This is a genomic window from Rhizobacter sp. P2_H2, from assembly GCF_056403375.1.
On sequence record NZ_JBFUFP010000651.1, the window covers coordinates 1 to 3,141 of the forward strand.

Below are 3,141 nucleotides of genomic sequence, written 5' to 3' on the forward strand. Positions count from 1 at the left end.
GATCGAGAAGGAACGCGCCGTGGCCGCCGGCAAGGCTGCCGAAGATGCGAAGGCGGCCGAGGCTGCCGGCAAGCCGGTGCAGTCGGCCGAGATCGTCGCGAAGCGCATCGAAGGCTCGGTGCAGAAGTTCCTGAAGGAAGTCAGCCTGCTGAACCAGACCTTCGTCAAGAACGACAAGCAGACCGTCGAGCAGATGCTCAAGGGCGCGAACACCACCGTCAAGGGCTTCACGCTGTACGTCGTCGGCGAAGGCATCGAGAAGAAGGTCGACGACTTCGCCGCCGAAGTGGCCGCGCAGGTCGCGGCCGCCAAGGGCGGCTGAGGCGAGAGAGACAGCGAGAGGCGGCGGGGCGCTCACGAGGCGTCCTGTCGCGGTGGTTAGACTTCGGCGCCGCAAGGCTTGACCAACTCGGGGAGAAAACCGCATGCCGGCGTACAAGCGAATCCTGCTCAAGCTCTCGGGCGAAGCCCTGATGGGCGACGATGCCTACGGGATCAACCGGGCCACCATCGTTCGCATGGTGCGCGAGGTGCAAGAGGTGACGCAGCTCGGCTGCGAGGTCGCCGTCGTGATCGGCGGCGGCAACATCTTCCGCGGCGTGGCCGGTGGCTCGGTCGGGATGGACCGCGCGACCGCCGACTACATGGGCATGCTCGCCACCGTGATGAACTCGCTGGCGCTGGCCGACACGATGCGCCAGGAGGGCATGACCRCCCGCGTGATGTCGGCCATCAGCATCGAGCAGGTCGTCGAGCCCTACGTGCGGCCGAAGGCGCTGCAGTACCTCGAGGAAGGCAAGGTCGTGATCTTCGCGGCCGGTACCGGCAACCCGTTCTTCACGACCGACACGGCCGCTGCGCTGCGCGGCGCGGAGATGGGCGCCGAGATCGTGCTGAAGGCGACCAAGGTCGACGGCGTCTACAGTGCCGACCCCAAGAAGGACCCGAGCGCGACGCGCTACAGTCAGATCAGTTTCGATGAAGCCATCACCCGCAACCTGCAGGTGCTGGACGCCACGGCCTTCGCGCTGTGCCGCGACCAGAAGCTGCCGATCAAGGTGTTCAGCATCTTCAAGGCCGGTGCCCTGAAGCGGGTGGTGATGGGTGAGGACGAGGGCACCCTCGTCCACGTGTGAGCGTTTGAGGAAACCGACATGAGCATCGCCGACATCAAGAAGACGGCCGAGCAGAAGATGGGCCGGACGATCGAATCGTTCAAGGGTGAACTGCAGAAGATCCGCACCGGCCGGGCCCACCCGGGCCTGCTCGACCAGGTGCAGGTCGACTACTACGGCTCGATGCTGCCGATCAGCCAGGTCGCCAACGTGACCCTGCTGGACGCCCGCACGATCACCGTGCAGCCCTGGGAAAAGGGCATGGGCGCGAAGATCGAGAAGGCCATCCGCGAATCCGACCTGGGCCTGAACCCGTCGTCGCAGGGCGACCTGCTGCGCGTGCCGATGCCCGCGCTGACCGAAGAGCGCCGCCGCGACCTGACCAAGGTCGTGCGCAACGCCGGCGAAGACGCCAAGATCGCCACGCGCAACCTGCGCCGCGATGCCAACGAGCATGCGAAGAAGCTGCTGAAGGACAAGGAGATCACCGAAGACGACGAGCGCCGCTCGCTCGACGAGGTGCAGAAGCTGACCGACCGCACGATCGCCGAGATCGATCGCCTGATCGCCGGCAAAGAAGCGGAGATCATGGCCGTCTGACGCGGCCGTGAAAGCAGCATCGTTTCCTCCCTGTTTTCCCGCTCGACCCCTGTGGACACCGTAGCCCGCGTTCCACGCCACGTGGCCATCGTGATGGACGGCAACGGCCGCTGGGCCAAGAAACGGCTGATGCCGCGCTTCTTCGGCCACAAGCAGGGCGTCGATGCGCTGGTGCGCACCGTCGAAGCCTGTGCCGACCGCGGCATCGAATACCTCACCGTGTTCGCGTTCTCGTCCGAGAACTGGAAGCGGCCGACCGAAGAGGTGTCCGGGCTGATGAGCCTGGTGCTGGTCGCCGTCTCGAAGTACCTGGCCAAGCTGGCGGGCGAGGGCGTGCGCATCCGCATCGTCGGCGACCGCTCGCAGGTGTCCGACAAGGTGCGCGCCGCCTGGGACGAGGCCGAGCGCACCACCGCCGGGAACCGGCGCATCACGCTGTCGGTCGCGTTCAACTACGGCGGCCGCTGGGACATCGTGCAGGCCTGCCAGCAGGCCATCGCGGCGGGCGTGCCGGCGCACGAGCTCGACGAAGCGAAGCTCGGCAGCTACATGGCGATGAATTTCGCGCCCGATCCCGACCTCTTCATCCGCACCGGCGGCGAGGTGCGCATCAGCAACTTCCTGCTGTGGCAGGTGGCGTACTCCGAACTGGTGTTCAGCGACTGCCTGTGGCCGGAGTTCGGCACCGTGCAGCTCGATGCCGCGCTGGCCGACTACGCGAGCCGCGACCGCCGCTTCGGCCGCGTGAACAGTGCCGACGTGGCGACCGAGGCGGGGGCCTGAGCGTGCTGAAGCAACGCATCATCACCGCCGTCGTGCTGCTGCTCGTGCTGCTGCCGGCGATGTTCGCGCCGATGGCGTGGCCGTTCGCGCTGATCACGCTGCTGATGATCGGCGCGGCCGGCTGGGAGTGGGCGCGGCTGAATGCGGCGCCGTCCGCTCTCGCGATCGGGCTGGGCGTCACGCTGGCCGCGGCCTGTGCCGCCGCGATGGCGGCTGGCTGGGTGCACCCCGGTGCCAGCCCCGCGTGGTGGCTGGCGTTCGCGGTGTGGGTGCTGGGCGGCGCGCTCGCGCTGCGGGTCGGGCCGGGGGCCTGGCCGCAACTGCCCACGGTTGCCCGCTGGGTGCTCGGGCTGGCCGCGCTGTGGACGGCCTGGCTGGCGCTCGCCGGTGCGAAGACCATCGGCGTCAACTTCCTSCTGTCGGTGCTGTGCCTGGTGTGGGCGGCCGACATCGCCGCCTACTTCGGCGGCAAGGCCTTCGGCCGCCGCAAGCTTGCCCTGTCCATCAGCCCCGGCAAGAGCTGGGAAGGCGTCTGGAGCGGCATGCTGGGCGTGCTGGTGCTGGCCGGTGCCTGGATCGCGCTCGACCGGTCGATCCAGCCCGATTCGGCCAGCCTCTACACGCTGCTGCTGCAGCGCTTCGG

At 68.0% G+C, this 3,141-nt stretch carries 4 protein-coding genes and 1 pseudogene; all 5 read left to right on the forward strand.

Features of this window, described 5'->3' with window-relative positions; all coding sequences use genetic code 11:
• Positions 1-322, forward strand: a pseudogene (locus AC1D15_RS24070) (translation elongation factor Ts); the annotation flags it as partial.
• Between the two features lie 103 nt (positions 323-425).
• Positions 426-1,136 carry a UMP kinase gene (gene pyrH, locus AC1D15_RS24075; protein WP_477827955.1) on the forward strand — a complete coding sequence of 237 codons (711 nt, stop codon included), beginning with the start codon at positions 426-428 and terminating at the stop codon, positions 1,134-1,136.
• An 18-nt stretch (positions 1,137-1,154) separates the two neighbouring features.
• Positions 1,155-1,715, forward strand: a complete 561-nt coding sequence (gene frr / locus AC1D15_RS24080) for a ribosome recycling factor (protein WP_047502558.1) — start codon at positions 1,155-1,157, stop codon at positions 1,713-1,715.
• A gap of 51 nt (positions 1,716-1,766) precedes the next feature.
• Positions 1,767-2,498: a polyprenyl diphosphate synthase gene (uppS, locus tag AC1D15_RS24085; RefSeq protein ID WP_465112318.1), complete on the forward strand. Its 732-nt coding sequence runs from the start codon at positions 1,767-1,769 to the stop codon at positions 2,496-2,498.
• 2 nt (positions 2,499-2,500) lie between these two features.
• A partial coding sequence (locus tag AC1D15_RS24090) for a phosphatidate cytidylyltransferase (RefSeq protein ID WP_477827956.1) occupies positions 2,501-3,141 on the forward strand: 641 nt, incomplete at its 3' end.